The 23,033-nt window shown below is 66.0% G+C and carries 21 protein-coding genes; 14 read left to right on the top strand and 7 right to left on the bottom strand.

Annotated features, from left to right (window positions below; translation table 11 throughout):
• Positions 1-1,711: tetratricopeptide repeat protein (locus tag FJY88_05065; protein ID MBM3286706.1), on the top strand; the 1,711-nt coding region annotated here is incomplete at its 5' end.
• 149 nt (positions 1,712-1,860) lie between these two features.
• Here the strand turns inward: FJY88_05065 and FJY88_05060 are convergent.
• Both FJY88_05060 and FJY88_05055 read right to left on the bottom strand, forming a co-directional pair.
• Positions 1,861-3,447, bottom strand: a complete 1,587-nt coding sequence (locus FJY88_05060) for a hypothetical protein (protein ID MBM3286705.1) — start codon at positions 3,445-3,447, stop codon at positions 1,861-1,863.
• Positions 3,448-3,480: 33 nt separating this feature from the next.
• Positions 3,481-4,242 (bottom strand): glycosyltransferase, encoded by a 762-nt coding sequence (locus FJY88_05055; protein MBM3286704.1) that lies wholly within the window; start codon positions 4,240-4,242, stop codon positions 3,481-3,483.
• A 151-nt stretch (positions 4,243-4,393) separates the two neighbouring features.
• Here FJY88_05055 and FJY88_05050 point away from each other — a divergent pair, with 151 nt between their 5' ends.
• The 3 genes from FJY88_05050 (at position 4,394) to FJY88_05040 (ending at position 7,421) form a co-directional block, all read left to right on the top strand.
• Positions 4,394-5,092 (top strand): zinc metallopeptidase, encoded by a 699-nt coding sequence (locus FJY88_05050; GenBank protein MBM3286703.1) that lies wholly within the window; start codon positions 4,394-4,396, stop codon positions 5,090-5,092.
• A gap of 68 nt (positions 5,093-5,160) precedes the next feature.
• The gene (gene rseP / locus FJY88_05045) at positions 5,161-6,228 is read left to right on the top strand and encodes an RIP metalloprotease RseP (protein MBM3286702.1); all 1,068 of its coding nucleotides are present in this window, start codon (positions 5,161-5,163) and stop codon (positions 6,226-6,228) included.
• Positions 6,229-6,431: 203 nt separating this feature from the next.
• Complete coding sequence (locus FJY88_05040) at positions 6,432-7,421, top strand: D-cysteine desulfhydrase family protein (protein MBM3286701.1); 990 nt, start codon at positions 6,432-6,434, stop codon at positions 7,419-7,421.
• Here the strand turns inward: FJY88_05040 and FJY88_05035 are convergent.
• The 4 genes from FJY88_05035 to FJY88_05020 are packed head-to-tail and all read right to left on the bottom strand — an operon-like array spanning position 7,418 to position 11,733.
• Entirely contained in the window at positions 7,418-8,347 is a 930-nt protein-coding gene (locus FJY88_05035) for a DUF4340 domain-containing protein (GenBank protein ID MBM3286700.1), read from the bottom strand. The two genes, FJY88_05040 and FJY88_05035, sit on opposite strands and share 4 nt — an antisense overlap.
• A gap of 2 nt (positions 8,348-8,349) precedes the next feature.
• Positions 8,350-10,053, bottom strand: a complete 1,704-nt coding sequence (locus FJY88_05030; protein ID MBM3286699.1) for a hypothetical protein — start codon at positions 10,051-10,053, stop codon at positions 8,350-8,352.
• Between the two features lie 9 nt (positions 10,054-10,062).
• A complete protein-coding gene (locus FJY88_05025; protein MBM3286698.1) occupies positions 10,063-10,782 on the bottom strand; it encodes an ABC transporter in 720 nt (239 codons plus the stop codon).
• A 3-nt stretch (positions 10,783-10,785) separates the two neighbouring features.
• Positions 10,786-11,733 carry an ATP-binding cassette domain-containing protein gene (locus FJY88_05020; GenBank protein ID MBM3286697.1) on the bottom strand — a complete coding sequence of 316 codons (948 nt, stop codon included), beginning with the start codon at positions 11,731-11,733 and terminating at the stop codon, positions 10,786-10,788.
• 350 nt (positions 11,734-12,083) lie between these two features.
• On the opposite strand from FJY88_05020, the gene FJY88_05015 reads away from it, so the two are divergent.
• The 10 genes from FJY88_05015 to FJY88_04970 all read left to right on the top strand — a co-directional run bounded on the left by FJY88_05015 (position 12,084) and on the right by FJY88_04970 (position 21,265).
• Positions 12,084-12,956 carry a hypothetical protein gene (locus tag FJY88_05015; protein ID MBM3286696.1) on the top strand — a complete coding sequence of 291 codons (873 nt, stop codon included), beginning with the start codon at positions 12,084-12,086 and terminating at the stop codon, positions 12,954-12,956.
• A complete protein-coding gene (locus FJY88_05010; GenBank protein ID MBM3286695.1) occupies positions 12,943-14,001 on the top strand; it encodes an ABC transporter substrate-binding protein in 1,059 nt (352 codons plus the stop codon). The genes FJY88_05015 and FJY88_05010 overlap by 14 nt, the downstream gene beginning before the upstream one ends.
• The gene (locus FJY88_05005) at positions 13,998-14,597 is read left to right on the top strand and encodes a TRAP transporter small permease (GenBank protein ID MBM3286694.1); all 600 of its coding nucleotides are present in this window, start codon (positions 13,998-14,000) and stop codon (positions 14,595-14,597) included. The genes FJY88_05010 and FJY88_05005 overlap by 4 nt, the downstream gene beginning before the upstream one ends.
• Positions 14,594-15,913 (top strand): TRAP transporter large permease subunit, encoded by a 1,320-nt coding sequence (locus tag FJY88_05000; GenBank protein MBM3286693.1) that lies wholly within the window; start codon positions 14,594-14,596, stop codon positions 15,911-15,913. Before FJY88_05005 ends, FJY88_05000 begins: the two co-directional genes overlap by 4 nt.
• Before the next feature lie 131 nt (positions 15,914-16,044).
• On the top strand, positions 16,045-17,253 hold the full coding sequence (dinB, locus tag FJY88_04995) for a DNA polymerase IV (protein ID MBM3286692.1): 1,209 nt from the start codon (positions 16,045-16,047) through the stop codon (positions 17,251-17,253).
• The gene (locus tag FJY88_04990) at positions 17,250-18,020 is read left to right on the top strand and encodes a DUF72 domain-containing protein (GenBank protein MBM3286691.1); all 771 of its coding nucleotides are present in this window, start codon (positions 17,250-17,252) and stop codon (positions 18,018-18,020) included. Before dinB ends, FJY88_04990 begins: the two co-directional genes overlap by 4 nt.
• Positions 18,021-18,407: 387 nt before the next feature.
• The gene (gene tusE, locus FJY88_04985) at positions 18,408-18,728 is read left to right on the top strand and encodes a TusE/DsrC/DsvC family sulfur relay protein (protein MBM3286690.1); all 321 of its coding nucleotides are present in this window, start codon (positions 18,408-18,410) and stop codon (positions 18,726-18,728) included.
• A gap of 32 nt (positions 18,729-18,760) precedes the next feature.
• Positions 18,761-19,435 (top strand): hypothetical protein, encoded by a 675-nt coding sequence (locus FJY88_04980; GenBank protein ID MBM3286689.1) that lies wholly within the window; start codon positions 18,761-18,763, stop codon positions 19,433-19,435.
• Positions 19,436-19,437: 2 nt separating this feature from the next.
• Positions 19,438-20,862 (top strand): (Fe-S)-binding protein, encoded by a 1,425-nt coding sequence (locus FJY88_04975; protein MBM3286688.1) that lies wholly within the window; start codon positions 19,438-19,440, stop codon positions 20,860-20,862.
• A gap of 10 nt (positions 20,863-20,872) precedes the next feature.
• Positions 20,873-21,265, top strand: coding sequence for an OsmC family protein (locus FJY88_04970; GenBank protein ID MBM3286687.1), 393 nt, complete (start codon positions 20,873-20,875; stop codon positions 21,263-21,265).
• Between the two features lie 99 nt (positions 21,266-21,364).
• Here FJY88_04970 and FJY88_04965 read toward each other — a convergent pair whose 3' ends face one another.
• Positions 21,365-22,543 carry an aminotransferase class V-fold PLP-dependent enzyme gene (locus tag FJY88_04965; protein MBM3286686.1) on the bottom strand — a complete coding sequence of 393 codons (1,179 nt, stop codon included), beginning with the start codon at positions 22,541-22,543 and terminating at the stop codon, positions 21,365-21,367.
• Between the last annotated feature and the right edge of the window lie 490 nt (positions 22,544-23,033).

The raw sequence follows: 23,033 nt of genomic DNA, 5'->3' as shown, positions 1-23,033 counted from the left end.
GATCGCGGGGTTTCTGGCGGCGCTGACGGCGCTTCTCATCTTGCGGCGCGCCCGGATGAACCCGGCCGGGAAGATGCTCGCCTTCTCGCTCTTCATCCTCGCGGCCCCGACGCTCATTTACTGCGGCTATGTGGAATCGTACGCCTACCTGTCGATCGGAATGCTCGGCTTCCTCTGGACGGGCGCGATGGCGCAACGCGGCGAGTGCCCGCCTTGGGTCCCCGGCCTCTTCTACGGGATCGCCTTCTTCTTTCACACGACGGCGGTTTTCGCCCTTCCCGCCCTTCTCCTTCTGACCTTCTTCCCCGGAGCGCGGAGGAAGAGGCGTCCGGCCTGGCCGCTCCAGATTCTCCTTCCGGCCCTGGCGCTTCCCGCGGCCGCGATCGCGATCCACCTTGCCCTGGGGTATGACGCGGGGTGGTTCAGGCGCGACTTCATCGAGAGCAAGAACCAGCGGCAGTTGCTGATCGGCCTCACCGGCCCTCACGGGCTCCTCGGCCTGCGTCATCTCAAGGATGTCGCCAACTGGCTCCTCCTCGTCGCGCCCGTGACCGGCTGGCTCATCGTCTCGAAGCGGCGGGTTCTGCTCGCGCGGCTTCGGGAGCCCGAGATCGCATTCCTCGCGGTCCAGGTCGCGGCGTTCCTCGCGCCGTTCCTGCTTCTCGACCGCAAGCTGGGCGCCGCGAGGGATTGGGATCTTATGACCCCACAGGTGGCGGGATTCGCCCTCCTGGCGGCGAGGCTATGGGAGGCGGATCTCGCGCGCGGCGGCTCCGCTGCCGGGGGCGGCCCGGCTGCCGGGGGCGCGCCACTGGCGGAGGGAGCCCCGGCCGCGGAAGGCGGGCGACTGCCCTCCGTGAGGCTCGCCGCTTTCTGGGCCGCTCTTCTCTTGACGGCGCCGTGGCTCGCGATGAACGCCTCGCGCGAGGCGACGGTCCGGCGCTTCGACGAGGTCCGCCGTGACTTCCCCACCTTCGCCCGGGCCTACGGGGCGGAGGAGCTGGGGAAGTACTACTACGAGCGCAAGGAGTACGAGACCTCGCTCGCCTACTACCGGGAGTGCGTGGAGACCTATCCGGGCAACGCGCGGACGAGGATCCTCCTGGGAACGAGCTACTTCATCCTGAACCGCATCGACGAAGCGCAGGCCCAGTACGACAAGGCGCTCGAGATCGATCCCGACAACTGGATGGCGCTCGACATGAAGGCGCGCCTCGCCCTGCGCGCGAACGACACGAAGGCCGCCCTGGGCTTCTTCCGCAGGCTCGCTCCGTCCAATCCGAGGGATCCCGAGATCTGGGCGGGGTACGGCTATGCCGCCTTCTATCAGAAGGCCTACCCCGAGGCGGTCGAGGCCTTCCTTCGGGCGAGTCAGTTCCGCTTCGATCCGAGGTATCTCTATCACGCGGGGATCGCGCGCGCCCTCCAGGGGGAGCACGACGCGGCGATCGAGCTGCTCACGCGCTCCTGGGAAGCGGGGATGGAGGAGACGATGGTCGCCTCCGCTCTCGCCACGACGCTCGAGTCGCGCTACGCGTCGATCGAGCGGCGGGGAGAGTCCCCCTCGAGGGACGATCTCGTGAGGGCGCGCGATCACCTGCGGCGCGCCGCGGCGGCGAAACCCGAGGAGAAGCACCTGAGCGAGCGCCTCCTCCACATCGAGGAAGTCCTGGCGGGAAGGACGCCGGCGCTCATCCTGCAGGGACCGTAGGCCGCTCCTGCAAGAGCCTTGTCGCCCTGCTGCCCGGAGGCTCCTTCGCGCGACTGCTCGCGCGGAGTGGAGCGTTGCCGCCCGACATCGCATCGGCGCCGCGCTCGCCTTGGCGTCGCACTGCGGAGCCTCCGGGCGGCCGGAGACCGTCAGCGGCCGAGCGGCTCGATTTGGATCGGCGCGTCGCGCAGGAGCTTGCCGCCGGGCGCATCGGTCGTGCCGCTCGCGCGATAATCCCTGCTCTGAGCGGCTCCGTAGATGAGCGTGGCCAGGAGCAGGGCGAGGAGCGCCCCCCAGACGGGAGTCCTTCGCACGAGCGATCGAATGCGCTCGGGCGCCTTCCCAGCGATCCACGCGAGGGCCACCCCCTCGAAGGCGAAGAGAAAGGCCGCGGCGATCATCCCGAAGCGGACGTAGCCGAAGGAGAGAAGCGTCGTCAGGAGAACCGCGAGCGGGGGAAGCGCGAGGAGCAGGACGCTCTTCCGGCTGCCCCCCCTTCGCAGCAGGAGCAGCAATCCCCAGGCGCACAGGCCGAGCTGGACATAGCGCAGGCCGGTTCCCCTCGGCGCGAAGAGGTCGACGGGCAGCCGCGTCCCGCTTCGGCCCATCGGGACGTTCCAGGGAAGCCATCCCAGGTCGAGGGCGCGGCTCGCGATCTCGACCTTCACGAGACAGAGGCGCACGAAGCGGCCCGGATGGGAGGCGATCCAGCCGATCCCCTCTCCCGTCCCGCGCAGGAAGTAGTGGCTGTGCTGCGGATCGGCGAGATCCAGCACGGGCGCGCCGCTTCGCGATGTGAGGATCGCGCGCTGGAATCCGCCGGTCGCGAGATCGTTGTTCGCGAGGGCGAAGTTCAGCGGGCCGTACGCGGTCAAGGGGACGAAGGTCGGAAGACGGACATCGATCGAACGGCCGACCGTCCGATTCCACTCGGAGAGCCGAACGGCGTTGCGGATCGTCCACGGCGCCAGAACGAGGATGAACCCCGCGGCCGCAGCGAACGCGAGACGCAGCGCGCGCCTGGGCTCGCTCCGGGTGAGGCCCCCGAGCCATATCGCGAGGAGGGGAAGGCCGACCGCCGCGCCTTCCGCGCGGGCGAGCGAGAGCAAGCCGGTTCCCGCTCCGATGGCCGCTCCGCGCAACGACGCCGCGCGGCCTCCCGCCGGGATCCCGCGCGCGAGCAAGAGCAGTCCCAGGAGCAAGAGGAGATAGACCCCCTCGCTCGTCGCGGAGGTGCCGAGGGCATCGAGGCCGAACGACAGCGCCGCCAGCAGTCCCGCCGCGAGCGCCGCGCTTCTTCCCAGGGAATCCCGCGCGAAGAGATAGAGCATCGGGGCGAAGAGCGCGCTCGCGACTCCCAGGATGCTTCGCGCCAAGAGGTGGCGGACCGGATCGCCGCTCACCGCGTGGATCAAGGAGAGGATCAGCGGGAAGAGGGGCGGATGGAAGGGGATGCCGTTGTCGTAGCTTCCTCCGCGCAGGATCGCCTGCGCGTATGCGTAGAAGTGCTCCGCGTCCCCCTCATAGAAGACCGTGAAGGGCCACGTCCGATCCTTGCCGCCGAGGAGGAAGGCGAGCCGCTCTGCGCAAGCGACGGCGAAGAGGACAAGGGGCGCCCAGTCGCGCCCCGGGGCGCCGGCATGGCGCGCCTCCGGGATCCCCGGTCTCGATGCGCCGCTCTCTCGGACTCCGCCCCCGCTCCTTCTGTCGCCGCTCCTGACGCCTGTGGATCGCATCTGCCCCCGGGGTCTGGTCCGGCTTGAGCCCGTCTAGCCGTAATCGCCGCGGAGGCGGTTCATCCGTATGCGGACGAGCTGCCCGATCCCCGCGGGCGATCCGGTCATATCCGTGGTCTGCAGATCTGTTCCCTCGAGGTCGCGATGGGCGACCTCGAAGACCGAATAGCGGAACCGCCTCGCGAGGTAGAGGACCTCCAGCACGAAGCTTGCATCGTCGAGCCTCTGCCGACGGTAGATCTCGAAAGCCGCGCGCCTGCGGTAGAGATGCAGGAAACGGCAGGTGCGCAGGACGCGTTGCCGGCTCAAGAGACGGAGCGTGGTCTGGACCGAGCGCGCAAGCAGTTCCTTGCGGATCTTCACGGGGGGAAGGGGGCGGGTCCCATTGGGGCCCGTGGACGCGACGACCAGATCGTTGCCTTCCGAGAGAAGCCGTGCCATCTCCCGAAGCTGCTCCTCCCCGAAGGCGATCCCCGGACTCGCGAGCAGGATCCGCTCCCCCCGGGAGAGGAGCACGCCGTGGCGGGCCGAGTACCCGCAACCGAGGCTCCCCGGATTGCGTAGGAGGAATGTGCCGGGATGATCGCGGGCGAAGGAAGCGACGGCGCGGGCGGTTTCGAGGCGATCTCCGTCCTGGACGACGATGATCTCCGACACGGACGAGGACAGGCCTCGCCGAGCGCCGGCCGCAGCATCCAGGGTCGTCATGAGAGACCGTCCCTGGTCGCCTGCCGGCACGACGATGCTCAGATCGATGCCATCGCCTGAGGTGTCGCCCCTGACCGTCTGATCCACCTCTGCATCCGGCGGAGTTGTCGCTCCGCCTGCGATTTGGTAGCGTTGGCCTTTGAGGATCGTCCTGATCCTCGGGCGAGAACCTACCAGAGGTTTCGGTGTTCTGCAATGGTCGTGCCAGCGGGTTCCGGCGCGGCAAGGAGCGTCTCCTATGTTCTGGGGACTTGACCCCCTCTACTTCATGATCGTCGGCCCGGCGCTGCTGCTGTCGATCGTGGCCCAGATATGGGTCAAGAGCGCCTTCTCCCGCTTCTCGCGGGTAGGCGTCTCGACGGGGATGTCGGGAGCCGAGGCGGCAAGAAGAATCGTGAGCCGAGCCGGCCTGGGTGTGCAGGTCGAGAAAGTCGGCGGTTTCCTGTCGGATCACTACGACCCCAGGGTAAAGGTTCTCCGTCTCTCGCCGGACGTTCATGACGGACGCTCTCTGGCCAGCATCGGAGTCGCCGCCCACGAGGCGGGTCACGCTCTCCAGCACGCCCGCGGATACCTGCCTCTGCAGTTCCGCACGGCCTTGGTTCCGGTCACATCGATCGGATCGAATCTCGCCTGGCCGATCATGATCATCGGCCTGCTCTTCAACGTGACCGGCCTGCTCTACGCGGGCATCGTTCTCTTCTCCGCGGTCGTCCTGTTCCAACTCGTCACGCTCCCCGTCGAGATCGACGCCTCCAGGCGCGCCATCGCCCTCGTCCGCAGCGAGGGGATCGCGTCGACCGACGCGGAGGTGGCGGGGGCAAGGAGCGTCCTGAACGCGGCGGCGATGACCTACGTGGCCGCGGCGGCCTCTGCGATCCTCACCCTCGTCTACTTCCTGATGAGGGCGGGGCTCCTGGGCGGACGCAGGGATTGAGGACTCACGCGAAGATGGCGGCTGTTCGCGCGAGCGATCGCCTGGCCAAGGGTCGATAGGGAGCCTGCATGGAGTACGTCGCATCGTTCATTCTCGTCGTCGGCGTGATCATCCTGGTCCACGAGATCGGGCACTTCCTTGCCGCCCGTGCCGTAGGCATCAGGGTCGATCGCTTCTCGATAGGATTCGGCTGGAAGCTGGCCGCGCTCAAGCGGGGGGAGACCGAGTACAGGATTTCGTGGGTTCCGCTCGGCGGCTACGTGAAGATGGCCGGGATGATCGACGAGTCGCTCGAGAACCCCGACCAGTTCGATCCCAACGATCCGCGCCTCTTCATGAACAAGAGGATCTGGCAGAAGGTCGTGGTCGTCTGCGCCGGCGTCTTCATGAATCTGATCTTGGCGGGAGTCGTGCTCTGGGGCGTCTACGCGACGCGCGGGGTCCCGACCCTGCCCGACGAGGTCCCGACCGTCATCGATCGCCCGATCCCCGGCTACCCCGCGGCGAAGGCGGGACTCCGCAAAGGAGATCGGCTGATCGCGATCGAAGGGACCGAGGTCCGGCTGTGGGAGGATCTGGTCCAGCAGATCTACGAGCGACCGGATCAGGAGATCACGGTCGACTTCGAGAGGGGCGGGGAGCGCAAGAGCATCGTGGTCAGGACGCGCTCCGAAGCGCAGGAGGGGCAAGAAGCCCCGATCGGCAAGATCGGGATCAGCCCGCAGCCGCAGTACGAGCAGGTGGGGTTCGGCAAGGCGTTCGTCTATGGGTGGACCGCGACCTGGACGATCCTCGATCGGACGGCGCGTTCGATCGTCCTGCTCATCACCGGGAAGGCCTCCGTCAAGGACCTGGCGGGTCCGGTGGGGATCGCCCGGATCACGGGCGAGACGGCCCGGCAGGGGATGGGGGATCTGATCGAGTTGCTCGCGATCATCAGCGTGAACATCGGCTTCCTGAACATCCTCCCGGTCCCCGCGCTCGACGGCGGTCACCTCGTTCTTGTTCTTGTCGAGGGAATCCGCCGGCGCCCCCTGGGGACCAAGTTCAAGCTCTGGACCCAGCAGGTCGGCATGCTCCTTCTGCTCGCGCTGATCGCCGTCGTCGTCTTCAACGACTTCATGAGGCTCCGCTAGGCTCTCTTGAGCACGGAGGAGACTCTCGCCTTGCGCGCCCCGTGGAGTCAGCCATCTGTTTCACGGGATGGGGACCCCGAGGGTCCCCTTCGCCCCGCTAGGTTCGCGTTCGCGGCGCGGGGCTGCGGGAACCCGTCGGGGTCCCTTGACATCTCTCGGCGGCTGTGGCCGTCGCAGCGCCCGCCGGCCCCATCCAGGTGACGATGGACCTTCCTTATCCGCCGCGGGTTTCCCTCGGGTGCTTCCCGACGCGGGTGGAGCAGATCTCGCGCTTCCCGCTCAGGGACGGTGCTCCCGTCTGGATCAAGCGTGACGACCAGTCAGGCTCCGACCTGTCGGGCAACAAGGTGCGCAAGCTCGAGTTCCTCCTGGCCGAGGCGTTGGAAGGGCGCTGCGACGTCGTCATCACGTGCGGCGGGACCCAGTCGAACCACTGCCGCGCCACCGCGATCGCGGCACGCCGGCTGGGGATCGACTCGGTCCTCTTCCTGCGCGCCGATCGGCCGGCAGTCCCCGAGGGGAACCTCTTGCTCGACCTCCTCGCCGGCGCGCGGGTCGTGACGATCACGCCTGAGGAGTATCGCGATCGCGACGCGATCATGAGGGCGGAGGCGGATCGTCTTCGTTCGGAAGGACGGCGGCCGTACCCGATCGTCGAGGGGGGATCGAACGCGCTCGGCGCCTGGGGATATATCGCGATGCTCGATGAGCTCCGGCGGCAGGGTCTCGCGGATCGGATGGCGCATCTCGTCTGCGCGACGGGATCGGCGGGGACCCTGGCGGGGCTTCACCTCGGGATCCGCCTGCTCGGGCTCCGCATCCGTCCCTGGGGCGTCGCCGTCTGCGACGACGCTGCCTACTTCCGCGGTCGCGTGATCGAGATCGCGCGGGAGTTCCGCGGGCGGTTCGGGATCGGGGATGAGATTCGCGCCGATGAGATCGATGTCGTCGAGGGTTACAAGGGGCCCGGCTACGCGAAGACCTACCCCCGTCTTCTCGATCTCGCGCGGAGGATGGCGCGGGAGGAGGGGATCTTTCTCGATCCGGTCTACACGGGGAAAGCCTTCCTGGCGATGATCGATCTGCTCGCGGACGGCACGATCCCGCGCGATGAGGAAGTCCTCTTTCTGCACACGGGCGGGATCTTCAGCCTGTTCGCCTACCGAGACGAGCTTCTGGCGGAGCCGGCCTAGAGCCCCTCTCCCACGAGGCTCGCCCTCGCAGGAAGAAGCTGCGTGAGCGTCCCGCGCGCGAGCCGATAGATCTGGTCCGCGCCGTCGCGCTTGACGAAGACCTGGCTTGAGGTCGTCTGCCCCCCGATGACGAGGGAGTGGACCGAGCCGTCGGCCAGCGTCACCGTCACCCGCGTCGAATCGATCTCGATCCCCGCCTCGGCCGGCATGACATCGTCCGCGAAAGCGGCGGCGCGCAGGCGGGAGAGCTGCCTGATCGTGGGGTCCATCTTCCCGGGCTGGATCGGCGCAGGTTCGGGATCGTCGATCTTCCAGGCGCCGCTCTCGTCCCTGCTGGCCGAGAGCCGCCCTCGACTGGGGGACTTGTACTCGTACTTCGCGACATTGGCCTCCTCGAAGGAGAAGATCACCCGGTCACGCCAGGTGTCGCCCCGCTGGAAGAGGCTCGGCAGGTACTCCGGCACCTGCACGACCTTGTCGGAGTCCGCCGCCCGGACGTAGGTGCTGTGGAAGTCCTCGCCCGGCTTGCCGACGAAGAAGTGAGCGACCTCCTTCCCCTTTTGCCCGATCCGGATCTCCGTCCCTGTCGAGTCGACGCTGAACAGAGGTCGATTCGCCGGATTCGTCGAGACGACGCGGTCGGCGAAGAGGCGAGGCAGGCGGTCGACGATGTCCTGAACCGCCTTCTGGTCCGCCTCGAACCCGCCCTCGGTGGCGACATGCCACTTCGTCCCGCGCTTCTCGAGAGTCGTTTCCTTCCCCGCGGAGCGAATCGTGATCTGGTCGACCTGGTCGACTTTCAAGGCAGGAAAGAGCGGCCTCTCCGATGGCTCGGTCGCGCTCTTTCGATTCGTGTCGAACAGCAGGACGATTCCTCCAAAGACGACCAGGATGGCCAGCAGGATCAAGAGAGTGCGTCCGCGCATCGTCACTTCCCCTCCGACGCGGCGGCCTGGGTCGCGATCCGCTGCCTCGACCGCCTCCGCGTCGACAACCGGATGACTCCGAAGATGGCGACGAGCAGCGCCATCCCGAAGGTGTTCAGATACTTGAAGACCGCCTTCCCGCCCCCCGACGCGAGTCCGAGCGGCCGATCGCTCGCCCCTCGCGATCGGATCGCGATGAGCCGGTCGCCGAGCGTCATCCAGTCGATCGCGTTCAGCGTGAACTCCTCGTTCCCCGGGAACATGGCCAGGAAGTTCGAGTAGGCGAAGGTCGAGTTGCCGATCACGATGACCTGAGTCTCCGGGCTCTCCGTGAGCGCGATCTCACCGGAGCCGACCACGCCTGTCGTGTCTCCCGGAACCGCGGGGACCGGCTTGCCCGCGAAGTAGGACTGGAATCGTCCGACCAGGGCCACGGCGAGCGGGTAGCTCTGCCCTTCGTCCGTCTGGCGGAGCTGCTGGAAGGGATTGGGCGGCGTCAGGTCAAACCGTCCCTTCTGCAGGGTCGCGTGCGGGGATGAGCGAGCGAGCACGGTCGCGCGCACGTTCGGCTGGCGCGAGGATCCGATGGCGGCCGTCGTGTCCTTGCCTGAGGCCCCACCGGCGTCCTCTTGGACGAGAAGATCCAGGGGCGCGGTCCACGGCAGAACGACGGCCTCCAGGCGGCTCGTGATCGGACTGCCCTGGGACATGTTCTTGTGCGGGATCTTCGGCCAGAGAGGATAGGCGACCGAATAGCGGACGAAGCCCTGGGCGAAGCCCGCGTTTTCGATGAAGGGGGCGCGATCCTGCACGAGGGCCCGCTGAGGCCGGACGCCATAGTGGGCGAGCATCTCCTCGATGCCGGAGAGGACGGGGATCGGGCTCTGCAGGCCGATCTGCTCGTCCAGACGCATCGCGTCGACCATGAAGAGGACGCGGCCGCCCTTCATCAGGAACTGGTCGATCTGCCACTGGATCCTCTCCGGGATCGACTGCGGCCTGGCCACCACGAGGGTCTTGATCTCCGGGGGGACTCCGGTCCTGCCCTGCTGCAGGTCCACGGGCCGGATCTGATAGCTCTTCGAGAGGATCTGGCCGAGCGATTCGAACTCCCGCGTCAGCTCCGGCGCGTTCGTGCCGCTCAGGAATCCGACGATCCGCTTCTCCTGCGACAGGATCTGCAGGATCCCGGCCGTCAGGTCATATTCCAGGGTGTAGACGTCCTGGACGATGGGGATCGCCTGGTGCCGGTCGGCGTACTTGATCAGGATCCCCATGTAACCGTTGATCACCTGGAGCTGGTCCTTCTCGACCACATTCAGCTGCACCTGCGGGATCCCGAGATAGCGGAGGTTCTGCTCCTCCTCAGGGCTATCGGCGGGGTCGATGTATTCGACCCTGACCTTGCCCCGCGAGTAGGCCTGGTAGGCGCGCAGCACGTCGTCGATGCTCCGCCGCAGCATGGCGAGGTTCGGCGGCAGCTTCTTCGAGAAGCAGACCCTGATGGTGACGACGTCATCGAGCCCCCGCAGGATCTCACGGGTCGCCTTCGATATGGTGAACTCCTGGTCCCGCGTCAGGTCGATCCTCCCCAGGATCCGCGAGGCGACCATGTTGCCCGCCGCCAGGACGAGCGCCACGAGCAGGACGATCGTCGCGGAGTAGATTCCCGTCGCGACGCCACGGCGATTCTTCTTGTTCTCCATCGTCCCCTCCTATCTCCACTTCCTGCTCTCAACGGAGCGGACGTTGAGGTAGAGGAAGAAGCCGATGATCGAGAGGTAGTAGACGATGTCTCGGATGTCGATCACCCCCCGCGTGATGTTGTCGAAGTGAGTTCGCAGGCTCAGGTAGGCGAGCCACGGCGCAAGCTGGGAGGGAGAGAACTGTCGGACCCAGTCCAGCCCCAGGCTGCCGACCAGGAGGATCAGGAGCGAAATGATGAAGCTCACGATCTGGTTGGACGTCGTGCTCGAGGTCCACGAGCCGATCGCGAGATAAGCCGCTCCGAGCAGGAGAGCCCCGAGGTATCCCCCCACGATGGGCCCCGCGTCCGGCTTGCCGACGAGGGCGACGCTGATGGGGAACGGGAGAGTCAGGAGGATCGTCACGGCGATCATCGCCAGCGCGGCGAGGAACTTGCCCGCCACAGCCTCCCAGTCCCGCACGGGAAATGTCATCAAGAGCTCCATCGTCCCGACCTTCATCTCCTCCGCCCACAACCGCATCGAGATCGCCGGGACGAAGAAGATCAGCATGATGGATATCAACCCGAAGAAGTCTCTGAGGTCGGCCTGGGCGATGACCAGAAAGCCGGTCGCCCAGAAGAGGAGGCCGTGGAGGATCACCAAGAACACGGTGATGAAGATGTAGGCGATGGGGGATGTGAAGTAGCTGCGGAACTCCTTCTTGAAGATCGGAATCACGGTTTCCATCGTCTATGCGTCTCCCCGCGTGAGTTTCTGGAAGACCTGCTCGAGGCTCTGCGTCTCGCGCTTGAGCTCCGTCAGGGTCCAGCCGCTCTCGACCGCCAGCCGGAAGATCGCCTCCTCGGTGGCGCTGTCCTTCTCCTCGCCCGCGACGATGACCTCGAAGCGCGCGCCGGTCTCGCCGGGTCCGCCCAGATCCCGCAGTCCCTTCAGTCCGGGGAGGGATCGGAGCTTCGGCTCGACCCTGTCCCTTCCGGCCGATACGCGCATGACGACGCGGGCCTCGCCCGTGGCGAAGCTCGTCAGCTCCTCGGTGGTCCCCTGGGCGATCAGGCGCCCGTCATTGATGATCTGCACCCTCGTGCAGGTCGCCTCGACCTCCTGGAGGATGTGCGTCGACAGCAGCGTCGTCTTCTCCCGGCCGATCCGCTTGATCAGCTCGCGGATCTGGACGATCTGGTTCGGGTCCAGCCCGGTGGTCGGCTCGTCGAGGATCAGGACCTCCGGGTCGTGGATGAGCGTCTGGGCCAGACCGACGCGCTGCTTGAACCCCTTCGAGAGCTCGCCGACCAGCCGGTGCTGGACATCCCCCAGTCCGCAGAGGTCGATCATCGCGCGGATCTTCCTCTCGCGCGACTCGACCGGCAGTCCCCGCAATTCAGTGACGAACTGGAGGTAGTCGGTCACGTACATGTCGAGATAGAGCGGGGCGTTCTCGGGAAGGTAGCCGATGCGCCGCCTGACCTCGATCGACTGCGTGGCGATGTCGAAGCCCGCGACGCGGGCCCCTCCGGCGTCCGGCGGGATGTAGCAGGTCAGAATCCGCATCGTCGTGCTCTTGCCCGCCCCGTTCGGCCCGAGGAACCCGAGGATCTCCCCTTTGGCGACATCGAAGGTGACGTCATCGACCGCCACCGTCGGCCCAAAGGCCTTCCTCAGGTTTTGAACTTCAACCATGATCCTCCTCCCATGACCCGTCCGTACGGGTCCCGACGCGCGACAGGATAGAACGCTAGGGATTCGCCGCTCGGTCCGTCAAGGCGTCCCGGGATGCGCTGGGCGCCGAGAGGGCCGGAGCCTTGCGGGCGACGGTAGGATAACAGCTTCGGGGCCGTGAAGTTCCATCTCTTCTCCCCCTTTCATCCACAAGCGCTGCCGGGGCGCTTCCCCCTCGGCCGGCGCGGGGCCGGGCGCTGGGGACAAGACGAGAATCCGCGCGGGGGCCGGGTGAGACGGCAGGGCCAGGAGAGGCAGGGCCAGGAGAGGCTCTGGCTACCGGTCCCGCTCTGACCTAGAATCGCGGTCCTATGGCCAGACGCATGAGATCCTTCGTTCCCGTTCTTCCCCTCTGCCTGCTCCTGGCGGCAGGATGCGGAGTCGCCCGCCGGACGGCAGTGGGGACGATGGTCCCGATCCTCGAGAGGACGGTCGAATCGCTCTATGGGGACGAGGACATCGAGACGGTAGAGAAGGGAATCCCGGCGAATCTCCTCCTGCTCCGCGGCCTCTGCGCCAGCGATCCAGGGAATCGGGATCTCTGGGCCCTGACCGCCCAGCTCTATTTCTACTACGGCTTCGGATTCGTCGAGGATCGCGATCTGGGGCAGGCCGCCCTCGTCTACCGCCAGGGCGTGACGCTCGGCCGGCAGGCGCTCGCGAGGAAGAGCTGGTTCAGGCCGGAGGAGGACTTCAACTCCTTCCAGCGGGGGCTCCTCGACGCGCGGGTCGAGGACGTTCCTCTTCTCTTCTGGACCGGGGCTTCCTGGGCGGCGTGGGTTGGACGGAACGTCGATGATCCGGCCGCGATCGCCGAGCTACCGCTCGCGGAAGCGATTCTGGAGAGGGTTCTTGCGCTTGATCCGGACTACATGATGGGGCTGCCGCACGCGATGGCGGGGACCTTGAAGGGCATGAAACCGGTAATGATGGGGGGAAAGCCGGAGGAAGCCCGGATGCACTTCGAAGAGGCGTTTCGCCTGTCGGGCCGGCGGATGCTGATCTTCCAGACGCTCTACGCCAGGTACTACTGCCGCGCGGTGCTCGACGAGGAGTGCTTCACCGAGGTTGTGCGGGAAGTCCTCGATGCCCCGGCCGACATCGAGCCCGGCTACCGGTTGCTCAACGAGGTCGCGAGGAGGAAGGCCCGGATCCTCATGGAGATGAAGGATGACTGGTTCTAGAAGCCTGCTCGCGCGGGGCGCCATGCTCGCAGCCCTGATCCTTGCCGTCTCCGCGCAGGTCGTGTGCGACGCGGCGGCGGCGGGAAGGCCCCGGCCGAAGGTGGAGATCAAGATCGCCACCCTCGCTCCGGAGGGATCGACCTGGATGCGCCTGATGGAGCAGCTCGACGCGGAGGTCCGCGACAGCACGGCCAGCGAGGTCGGCTTCCGCTTCTACCCGGGAGGCGTGCAGGGGGACGAGGCTGTCGTCCTGCGCAAGATCCGTCTCGGCCAGCTCCACGGAGGCGGGTTCACGGGCGTCGGCCTGGGGGAGATCGCCCCTGACCTGCGCGTCATGGAGGTCCCCTTCTTCTTCCGCACGACCGAAGAGGTTCGCGCGGTTCAGGAGCGGATGGGTCCGGTCTTCGAGCAGGAGCTTCGTGGCGCGGGATTCGAGCTGCTCGGCTGGTCCGACGTGGGGTTCGTCTATCTGTTCACCAAGAGTCCGATCCGCAGCACGGAGGATCTGCGAAAGGTGCGGATGTGGCTCTGGGAAGGGGATCCGCTCGCGGAGGCGTTCTTGAAGACGCTCGGGGTTTCCCCCGTGCCTCTGCCGATCACGGATGTCGTCACCTCGCTGCAGACGGGCCTCATCGACGCCGTGTACACATCGACGCTCGCCTGCATCGCCCTTCAGTGGTTCACCCGCGTTTCCCACATGACAGATCTTCCGGTCACGCACGCGCAAGGAGCCGTCGTCGTCTCGCGGCAAGCCTTCGAGCAGATCAGCCCCGCGGCGCAGGCGACGGTCAAGAGGCTCGCGCGGAAGTACTTCGATCGGCTCGCGATCGCCACCACGAAGGACAACGAGACCAGCGCGCAGGTCCTCGCGGAGAAGGGGATCAAGGTCGTCGCCCTGACCGACGCGGAGAAGGCGGGCTTCGAGGAGATCGGGCGGGTCGTCCGCGAGAAGCTCGCAGCGACCCTCTACCAGAGGGAGATCCTCGATCGGACGATGAAGGCCCTGGAGGAAGCCAGGACCGCGGCGGGCGCCGCCGGACGATGAGTCCGGAGGGGGACCTTCCGCTCTCCTTCCTGCGCCCCGGCGGGACGCTCCTTGTCGCCATGGGAGGTTTGATCCTCCTTGCGTTGCTCGCGCGCGTGCTCCTGCGGCGCGTTCTCGGCGGCGAGCGCTACGATCGCTGGACGGCCTGGCTCGAGGGGATCCTCTTCTGCCTCATCCTCGTCGTGATGCTGAGCCTCTCTGGGCTCCAGATCGTCCTGCGCAATCTCTTCCGGAGCGGCCTGCTCTGGATCGATCCGCTGGTTCGCGCCCTCGTCCTCTGGCTCGCCTTCCTCGGCGCGCTGACCGCCACATCCCACGCCCGCCATCTTCACATCGACGTGCTTCACAGGCTTCTCTCCGCGCGGATCGGAGGGCAGGTCTCGCGCGTCCTGTCGGTCCTCTCCTCGATCTGCTGCGCGTTTCTTGCCAACGGCGCTTACGCGTTTCTTCGAGACGAATATCAGTACGGGACCAGCCCGTTTCTGGGGATTCCCTCCTGGCTCACGCAGTCGATCCTCTTCTTGGGATTCGGACTGCTGACCTACCGCTTCCTGGTGCAGGCGATCTGGCCGGCTCCTCGGCGGGGTGAGCCGTGAGCTGGCTCGTCATCCCGCTCCTTGTCGTGCTCGCTCTGCTCGGCACGCCTCTCTTCGTCGTGCTCGCCGCCGCGGCTCTGATCGCCTTCGCGATCGCCGGGATCTCCTCGGGAGCGGTGCTGACCGAGATGACGCGCCTGGGGACCTCGCCGATCCTCCTCTCGGTTCCGATGTTCACCTTCGCGGGATATCTCTTTGCGGAGAGCAAGACGCCCGAGCGTCTGGTGCGCCTGACGAGATCCCTCTTCGGCTGGATCCCCGGCAGCCTCGCGCTCGTCGCCATGATCGCCTGCGCCATCTTCACCGCCTTCACCGGCGGCAGCGGAGTCACGATCGTCGCGATGGGCGGGCTCCTCATGCCCGCCCTCCTCAAGGAGGGGTTCAGCAAGGGCTACTCGATGGGGCTCCTCACGACGTCGGGAAGCCTCGGCTTCCTCTTCCCGCCGAGCCTGGGGATGATCCTCTACAGCTACGTCGCTTCGCAGAGCGCCAGCGGCATGGCGCTTCCCCCCGGCGCCGCGCCCGAAATCGACCGGCTCTTCTTGGCGGGCCTCCTTCCTGGGATCTTCCTGATCGTGGTCCTGTCGGCCCTCGCCTTTCGCGAAGGGCGGGGCGGCGCGCTCATGCGAAGGATCCCCCTGCGCGAGGGACTGAAGGATGTGCTTCCCTCCCTGCGCGCGGCCGCATGGGAGATCCCTCTTCCGGTGATCATCCTGGGCGGAATCTACGGCGGGAAGCTGACCGTCACGGAAGCGGCGACCGTGACAGCGCTCTACGCGTTGATCGTCGAGGTTCTGATCTACCGGGACATTCCGTGGAAGAGGATCCCCGCGATCGCGGTTGAGAGCATGACGCTCGTGGGCGGCATCCTCATCATCCTCGGCTGCGCGCTCGGCCTCACGAACTACCTGATCGACGCGCAGATCCCGATGCAGATTCTCGACTGGACGCGGGGATGGATCACGAGCAAGTTCCTCTTCCTTCTCGTGCTCAACATCCTCTTGCTCGTGATCGGATCGCTGATGGAGATCTTCTCGGCGATGATCGTGGTCCCGCTGATCGTCCCGATCGCGCTCGAGTACGACGTGAACCTGGTCCATCTCGGGATCATCTTCATGACCAATCTCGAGATCGGCTTCCTGACGCCTCCGTTCGGGCTGAACCTCTTCATCTCCTCCTTCCGCTTCGGGAGGAGGATCACCGAGGTCTACCGGGCGGTCATTCCGTTCCTCGTCGTTCTGCTGCTCGCCTTGATGGTGATCACCTACTGGCCGGCTATGAGCCTCTGGCTTCCGGGGCTCTACGGGGGCAAGTAGGGCAGATCGTCAGGCTCCCTCCTCCGATTCCTAATACCTTGGGCGGTAATGCGTTACAAGATTAGTCAGCCAGGCGAATGATCTTGGGGGGGACGTACATTCGTATGGTATCTTGAAGTCGAGGTGGAATCATGGGGAGCCTCCCGGAACGGGTCATCCTCCACGTCGATCTGGACGCATTCTTCGCGGCCGCAGAGACGCTTGCGGCGCCTGCCCTGAAGGGGAAGGCGCTTGTCGTCGGAGGGCGTCCGGGCGAAAGGGGAGTCGTCGCGTCCGCTTCGTACGAGGCTCGTGAGCACGGGGTCCGGTCAGGAATGTCGCTGGTCGAGGCCCATCGCCTCTGCCCCCACGCCGTCTTCCTGCCCTGCCATCCTCCCCGCTACTTCGATCTCTCCACTCGGTTTCTGCGGTTGCTGTTGGACTACACACCGATGGTCGAAATGGCGAGCATCGACGAAGCGTTCCTCGACGCGAGCGGCCTGGTCGAGGAGGTCCGGCAGGGGGCCTTGCTCGCCGCCTCGATCCGGTCCGAGGTCCTCTGCCGGCTCTCGCTTTCCTGCAGCGTCGGGGTGGGGGAGAACAAGCTGCTCGCCAAGACCGCCTCGTCGCTCGGCAAGCCCGCCGGGATCGCTCTGCTGGATCGCGAGGCCTTCCTGCGGAGATTCGGGGATCAGTCGGTGTCGAGCATCTACGGAATCGGGGCGGCGACGCGGAGGAAGCTGGAAGCTATGGGAATCGTGACAGTCGATGACCTCTCCGATGCCCCCGAGAGCCTTCTGCACAGGATGTTCGGGGTGATCGGCCCCGCACTCAAAGCGGCGGCGCGCGGGGAGGATCGCAGTCCTCTGGTTCCTTATCACCAGAGGCCGAGGGCGAAGTCGATCGGGCACGAGTACACGCTGCCGAGGGATTCGCGCGATCCGAGCGTCCTGCGGGCCGTCTTGCTCGGGCTATGCGAGAAGGTCTCGGGAGATCTTCGCGCGGTCTCGCTGATGTCTCGAGAAGTCCGCTTGAAGGTGCGGATGTGCGACTGGACCTTGATTGGAAGGCAGTCCAGGCTCGCGCGGACGGCATCATCGACCCGCGCTCTCTTTCAGAGCGCGTGGGGACTATACTCGAGGGAGGTTCCTCCTCGCCCGGTGAGGATGGTGGGCGTCTCGGCCGCGTCCCTGAGCGATGCGCGGGGGGCCCCCTTCATGGAGGACCTGTTCGAAGCACGGGGCGACGGCGTGCTGGACTCCGCGATCGATCGGATCAGGGACTCCTTTGGGGGCTCAGCGATCAGGAGGGCATCTCTGATCGGGTCCACTACGAGCGGTAAGGGCAGGAGCGAGCGATGATCTGGATCGGCACCTCGGGGTACTCCTTCGATGACTGGGCGGGCGTCTTCTATCCTCCCGGGACCCGACCGGGAAACCGTCTGAACCACTACGCGACCAAGTTCAAGGCCGTCGAAGTGAACTCCACCTACTATCGCCTTCCGCATCCGGTCGTCCTGCGGCAGATGGAGAGGAAGACCCCCGACGGCTTCCGCTTCCTCGTCAAGATGCACCAGGATGTCACGCACAAGCGCGTGTCGGATCCCGCGCACTTCCGCGCCTTTCTCGATGTCGTCTCTCCTCTCGAGGAGGCGGGCAAGTTCCATGGCGCGCTCGCCCAGTTCCCCTGGGCGTTCAAGCGTAGCGTCGAGAACGTCGAGCACCTGAGAAGGATCGGGGACGGGATGGGGGGGAGGCCGGTCTTCGTCGAGTTCCGTCACGACTCGTGGGCCGGGCGGGAGACCTTCGAGGAGCTGAGGGAGATGGGGCTCGGCTTCTGCGCGGTCGACGAGCCCCGTCTGCCGGGCCTCTTCCCGGCGATCGTCGAGGAGACGAACGGCGTGGGGTACGTTCGCTTCCATGGCAGGAACGCGGCCAACTGGTGGGGGAGGGGGGGAGGCGACCGGTACGACTACGACTATCCGGATTCGGAGCTGCTCGAGTGGCTCTCGTCGATCCAGGACCTCGGGAGTCGAACGACAGACACCTACCTCTTCTTCAATAACTGCCACGCGGGGCGCGCGGCGAGAAACGCGCAGCGGATGTCGGAGTTGCTGGGCTTCTCATGACCCGGGCGATCCGAGACACAAGGCGACATCCGGATGAGCGATGTCGCCGGGTGTCGCTTCCCCCGTAACATTCACGCCGCCTGCCGGTTCGCCGAGCGATCGCATCGGCCGATTCTCCCGCCGGTCAAGCGGTTGCGGATTCTCGCAAAGATCCGCGGAGCGGCAGGCTTCCTGCTTTCCTCAGATCGCGCAGGGGTTGGTTCGATCGGGGTCCGTCGGCTGCGATCGATCACGGGGAGGCAAGATCGATCGCCCTGGGGGTGTCGGCGAACATGCTGGCGCATGGGAGCTCGGCAGAGACGGCCCGATCGAACCTCCCGTGCAAGGCGGCGTCCGGCTTTCTCCGCAAGATCAAAAAGGATAGAATGCCCTGCGGGGAGGGCGACCATGCCGCATCTCGACTATCAAGGAAGAACGCTCGAACTCAACGAGGAAGGGTTCCTGCTTAGACCTCAGGAGTGGGACGACGGCGTGGCACTTGCCCTTGCCAAGGACCAGGAAGGTCTGCAGACCCTCACTGATGACCACTGGAAAGTCGTCCGCTTCATCAGGAGCCACTTCCTCGAGACGAATCTGGCGCCGATGGTGCGAACGATGTGCAAGACCACCGGCATTCCGCTTCGTCAGATCTACGATCTGTTCCCCTCCGGACCGGCGAAGGGAGCCTGCAAAGTCGCCGGCCTTCCGAAACCCGACGGCTGCGTCTAGAGAACAGAGGCTTCGTGGAAGGGGAGCCATCGATGAGTCCGCTCCTGCGCGTGCTCCAGGACGAGGTGCAGATCGTCGCTCTGTCATTCCTCGGGATCGTCTATGTCCTGAAGCTCCTCTGGATCTTCCGCTTCCCCCACCGCACCGAGCGCACCTTCGCAGCCGGGAGCGCGAGGGCCGGGGTGCAATCCTCGCTCATGAACGTCCTGATGCCGTGGCAGATGGAATCGACCCGTTCGGATCCGGTCTTCTATGTCCAGTTCGCGCTCTTCCACGCCGGAGTCCTCGCGGCCATTGCGCTGTCCTTCATCGTTCCCTACGCCCCCGGTCTCCTCGTCGGGCATGGTGTGCGCCCGGTGATGCTCGCAACGCTGATCGCGGCCCTTATGATCGGCCTGGGGCGGCTCGCACGACGCATCCGGCGCCCCGGGCTCCGACTGATCAGCACCCCTGACGACTATCTTTCGCTGGTTCTCACGATTGTCTTCTTCGCCACCGCCGCGCTTCTGCTGGCGGCGCCCGCGGACTGGGGGGAGGGGCCCGCGATCGCCTTCTTCGCGTTGACGGCGCTCTTCCTCGTTTACGTGCCGTTCTCGAAGGTCTGCCACTATCTCTACTACCCGTTCACCCGTATCTTTCTCGGGCACACGCTCGGACACCGCGGCGTGGTCGCACGGCGGGCGCGGGTCGACGCGGAGGGGATCTGACAGTGCGTCCGGAAGAGGACAGGGTCGACATCGACAGGATCCTCTCGCTTCCCCTCGAGACCGGCTCACAGGAGAAAGCCGCCGGACAGTCCCTCCCTTCGGTAGGTCGGGGCGACCTGATGACATATGACGCGGCGCAGAATAACCCAGGCCGGTTCGCGGATCTCGTGCGGAGGAAGCTGAACCGGAGCCTGGTGGCCTCGTTGGAGGCGTGCGTCCACTGCGGGCTCTGTGCCGATTCGTGCCACTACGCTCTCGCCCGCCCCGACGACCCGCGCATGGTCCCCGCCTACAAGGCGGACCAGGTTCGGCGCATGTACAAGCGCATCGTCGGCTGGACGGGACGGCTGGTTCCAGGGCTGGTGCATGCCAAGAGACCCGCGAGCGACGAGGACCTGAACCGGCTCAAGAACGTCGTCTTCGGGACTTGCAGCGCGTGCCGCCGCTGCACGATGAACTGCCCGATGGGGGTCGAGAACGCCGCCATCGTCCGCTTCGCGCGCGGCATCCTCGCAGATCTCGGGATCGTTCCCGAAGGGGTGTTCAACGTCTCGCGGGACCAGTGGGAGTCCGGCAACCAGATGGGGGTCTCGGAGCAGGACTACCTCGAGACCATCGACTGGGTGAAGGAGGAGCTCCAGGCAGAGACGGGGGACCCGTCGATCGATCTCCCGGTCGACGTCGAGGGATGCGACTTCATGTACACGATCAACCCGCGCGAGGTGAAGTTCGATCCCCGTTCGCTCGCGAACGCGGCGAAGATCTTCAAGCTCGCGGGGGAGTCCTGGACCCTGCCCCGATGGGGGTGGGACCAGACGAATTTCGGCCTTTTCTCAGGCGATGACCGTCTCGGCGGATTCGTCGCCCGCAACGCATACGAGGCGGCGGAGCGGCTCAAGGCAAAGCGGATCGTCATCTCGGAATGCGGCCACGGATACCGTTCGACCCGCTGGGAGGGGTACAACTGGGCCGGGTACGATCAGAAGCTCCCGACAGAGTCCGTGGTCGTGACGATCCAGCGCTACATCCGCGAAGGGAGGATCACGGTCGATCCCTCTCGCAATCCCGATCCGGTCACCTTCCACGACTCGTGCAACATCGCGCGCTCCGGCGACCTGATCGCTCAGCCCCGATGGGTCCTGCGCCGCGTCTGTTCCGACTTCCGGGAGATGCACCCGAACGGCCGGGAGAACTACTGCTGCACGGGGGGGAGCGGTCTACTCTCCATGGCCGAGTACCGCCCCCTGCGTCTCGAAGTCGCCCGCATCAAGGCGGAGCAGCTCAAAGCGACCGGGGCGAAGGTTCTCTGCACGATGTGCCACAACTGCATCGACGGCCTTAACGACGTGGTCAAGCACTACCGGCTCGACATGAAAGTCGTCCAGGTCATGGACTTGGTGGCAGGCGCGCTGGTCGCGCCGGAGTGAAGCCGGCGCGATGGACCTGATCACGGTCAAGGGGCGGCCCGGCGGCGGAGCCGAGATCGTGGTTCGCGGTCATCGCTGGACGGGAGATATGTCGCTCTCCGACGGGGGAGGCGACATCGGTCCGTCCCCCTCCGAATGGCTCGTTGCATCCCTCGGGGCCTGCATCGTCATGATGGTGCGCTCCTACTGCGAGCGACACGGGTGGAGGGACGGCCACGTGGCGGTCTCGATGACCTACGAGATGGCGGGCGATCCGGTCCGCATCGATGGCATCGTGGCCGACCTCGAGATCCCGCGCGACGTGCCCGAAGACCGCCGTCCCGCGGTGCTGCGGATCGCGGAGGTCTGCCCGATCCACGCCACGCTTCAGAGGCCCCCACGCATCGATCTCGAGATCACCTGAATGCGGGCGGAGAAATCCCGGGCGCATGAAGAGCGGCCCGGATGAGGCTTTCCTCCGATCCGCGCCCTCCCGAACGCGCCGCGCCGGCCGCGGCCTGATCTAGCTCGGCTGGAGCTTCTTCTTCGTCGCGACCTTCGCTATCTCGCGAACGGCCCCGACGGTCTCGTCGACTTCCTCGGGCGTATTGAAGGGGCCGATGCCCAACCGGACGGCGCCGTGGATCTTGTCGATCCCGAGCTGCTCGTGGACGCGGGGCGCGCAGTGCAGCCCGGTGCGGCTGGCGATCCCATAGTCGACGTCCAGCATCGTCCCGACGTCCATCGCTTCCAATCCCACGATGTTGAAGATGAGAACGCTGATGTGGTCGCGGAGATCGTCCTGGCAGTAGAGGACGACGCCGTCGATCGAGGAAAGGCCGTCCCGCAGCCGCCGGAGCAGCTCCATTTCATGGCGGTAGATGTTGCCGATCCCGCGGCTCTGAATCCAGCGGACCCCCGCGTTCAGTCCCGCGATACCCGGGAGGTTCGGCGTGCCGTACTCCATGCGATAGGGATACTCATCGAGGTGCGCGCGGACGGCTGATCGCACGCCGGTCCCGCCGGCGCGCGTATGGCTGATGTCGACGCCCTCACGGACGTACATGCCGCCGATCCCCATGGGGCCCATGAGGGACTTGTGTCCGGTGAAGCAGATGACGTCGAGGTGCTGATACTGCATGTCGATCGGGATCATGCCCGCCGTCTGCGAGGCGTCGATCAGGAAGAGAACGCCGTTCTCGCGGCAGATCCGTCCGATGGCTTCGATCGGCTGCACGGTGCCGATGACGTTTGACCCGTGGTTGACCGCGACGAGCCGCGTGTTCTTCTTGATCCTTCTGCGGAACTCATCGGGATGGACGAAGCCCTTGGCGTCGAAGGGAACATGCTCGACCTCGACGCCCGAAAGAGATAGCAGATGGAGCGGCCGCAGGACGGAGTTGTGCTCCAGGTTCGTTGTGATCGCGTGATCGCCCGGTTGTAGGAGGCCGAGGATGGCGAGGTTCAGCGCGTCGGTCGAGTTGTAGCCGAAGACGAGCCGGTTTGGGTCGGTTCCGTTCCACTCGCGGGTCAGGAGCTTCCGTGTCTCCTCGAGGATCTGTCCGGCGACCAGGCACATGTCATAACCGGACCGGCCCGGATTGACGCCATTCTTCCGATAGAAGTCATCCATGAAAGAGTAGACTTCCTCGGGCTTGGGGTAAGAAGTGGCGGCGTTGTCGAGGTAGATCAGTCTGTCCACTCCATCCCTCTTTTCTTTGAGAAGGGCGGTCCGGAACGGGAAGGCGCCCTCGGGGAATCGAAGGGCGCGACCTCCTTCTCGTTCCAAGTCCCAAGGGAGAGTAGCCGCCCGCTCGGGCCGTGTCGAGGTCGGCGTCAATCGATGGTCCTGCCGGTAGACTCGGCGGCGTCGCGTCCGTGAACGACTGAAGCATCCGGTGGCAGCGTTCGTGGCCCCTTATTGAGCGGCCCGCCCGTTCGCAGTCGCCCAGGGGCCAGGGTCACTCGATCCGGCATGTCCGATCGCATCTGTCCGATCCCATCTACCCTACCCCCCGCCGTTCGCCTAGAATGGGACGCGATGGTGGCGTTACGAGGGGGTCTCTTACATATGTGGTTCGGACGGAGAAGCTGTCGAGTCATCTCGATCGCCGTCTGCGCGATCGTTGCGGGGTCGTCGCTCATGATCAACTACGCCAAGGCGGAGGAGTCTTCGGACGATCGGATCCTCG

Source organism: Candidatus Eisenbacteria bacterium (assembly GCA_016867495.1).
Taxonomy (GTDB): Bacteria; Eisenbacteria; RBG-16-71-46; order CAIMUX01; family VGJL01; genus VGJL01.
The sequence above is the reverse complement of the archived record's forward strand: the minus strand, read 5'-3'. Positions and strand labels throughout refer to the sequence as shown.

What these genes read in the sequence shown, in the direction of transcription:
- FJY88_05010 (MBM3286695.1), top strand. Translation starts at nt 12,943, where the DNA reads ATGACTGGTTCTAGAAGCCTGCTCGCGCGGGGCGCCATGCTCGCAGCC.
- FJY88_05015 (MBM3286696.1), top strand. Translation starts at nt 12,084, where the DNA reads ATGGCCAGACGCATGAGATCCTTCGTTCCCGTTCTTCCCCTCTGCCTG.
- dinB (MBM3286692.1), top strand. Translation starts at nt 16,045, where the DNA reads ATGGGGAGCCTCCCGGAACGGGTCATCCTCCACGTCGATCTGGACGCA.
- FJY88_04980 (MBM3286689.1), top strand. Translation starts at nt 18,761, where the DNA reads ATGAGTCCGCTCCTGCGCGTGCTCCAGGACGAGGTGCAGATCGTCGCT.
- tusE (MBM3286690.1), top strand. Translation starts at nt 18,408, where the DNA reads ATGCCGCATCTCGACTATCAAGGAAGAACGCTCGAACTCAACGAGGAA.
- FJY88_05035 (MBM3286700.1), bottom strand. Translation starts at nt 8,347, where the DNA reads ATGCGCGGACGCACTCTCTTGATCCTGCTGGCCATCCTGGTCGTCTTT.
- FJY88_04990 (MBM3286691.1), top strand. Translation starts at nt 17,250, where the DNA reads ATGATCTGGATCGGCACCTCGGGGTACTCCTTCGATGACTGGGCGGGC.
- FJY88_05005 (MBM3286694.1), top strand. Translation starts at nt 13,998, where the DNA reads ATGAGTCCGGAGGGGGACCTTCCGCTCTCCTTCCTGCGCCCCGGCGGG.
- FJY88_05040 (MBM3286701.1), top strand. Translation starts at nt 6,432, where the DNA reads ATGGACCTTCCTTATCCGCCGCGGGTTTCCCTCGGGTGCTTCCCGACG.
- FJY88_05030 (MBM3286699.1), bottom strand. Translation starts at nt 10,053, where the DNA reads ATGGAGAACAAGAAGAATCGCCGTGGCGTCGCGACGGGAATCTACTCC.
- FJY88_05050 (MBM3286703.1), top strand. Translation starts at nt 4,394, where the DNA reads ATGTTCTGGGGACTTGACCCCCTCTACTTCATGATCGTCGGCCCGGCG.
- FJY88_05060 (MBM3286705.1), bottom strand. Translation starts at nt 3,447, where the DNA reads ATGCGATCCACAGGCGTCAGGAGCGGCGACAGAAGGAGCGGGGGCGGA.
- FJY88_05020 (MBM3286697.1), bottom strand. Translation starts at nt 11,733, where the DNA reads ATGGTTGAAGTTCAAAACCTGAGGAAGGCCTTTGGGCCGACGGTGGCG.
- rseP (MBM3286702.1), top strand. Translation starts at nt 5,161, where the DNA reads ATGGAGTACGTCGCATCGTTCATTCTCGTCGTCGGCGTGATCATCCTG.
- FJY88_05025 (MBM3286698.1), bottom strand. Translation starts at nt 10,782, where the DNA reads ATGGAAACCGTGATTCCGATCTTCAAGAAGGAGTTCCGCAGCTACTTC.
- FJY88_04970 (MBM3286687.1), top strand. Translation starts at nt 20,873, where the DNA reads ATGGACCTGATCACGGTCAAGGGGCGGCCCGGCGGCGGAGCCGAGATC.